Origin of the sequence: Pseudomonas sp. 2995-1 (assembly GCF_002742505.1) — a bacterium.
GTDB lineage: Bacteria > Pseudomonadota > Gammaproteobacteria > Pseudomonadales > Pseudomonadaceae > Aquipseudomonas > Aquipseudomonas sivasensis.
The window spans coordinates 1-400 of sequence record NZ_LJSA01000266.1; the positions used below are offsets into that span (position 1 = coordinate 1).

General features: G+C 33.5%; 1 protein-coding gene. It reads right to left on the reverse strand.

Annotation, left to right across the window (positions count from 1 at the left end):
• On the reverse strand, nucleotides 1–400 hold a 400-nt coding region (locus tag AOA61_RS05680; protein WP_143521180.1), incomplete at both ends, for a recombinase family protein.

Here is a 400-nt window from a genome sequence, read left to right on the forward strand (position 1 = left end):
TTATTATGTCGTACTCCTGATTTGCTAAAAACATATGGAACTTTAAATATCTAACATCATTATTGTCCATTGGATTGTAAACTTTAAAAGGTGTAATTATATAAATAAGTTTATTTCTAAACAAATCCAATAAGAAACCCATTTCTGCCATACTACCACGACCTAAACGGGATATTTCCTTTACACAAAAGGCTGTACTTCCCCTTGGCTTATCATTTACTTCCTCTATAATCCTAGAGAATATTGGGCGATTTTCTATCCCATCTCCACCACTACCAATTTCCTCATGCACGTCCCAGTCATATTTTTTATATTTTTCTTCCAGAATTCCTTCTATAAGATTCCTTTGTTCAGAAAGTGTATCTTGATCAACTTTTCTTTCACGCTCAATATCCTGCCT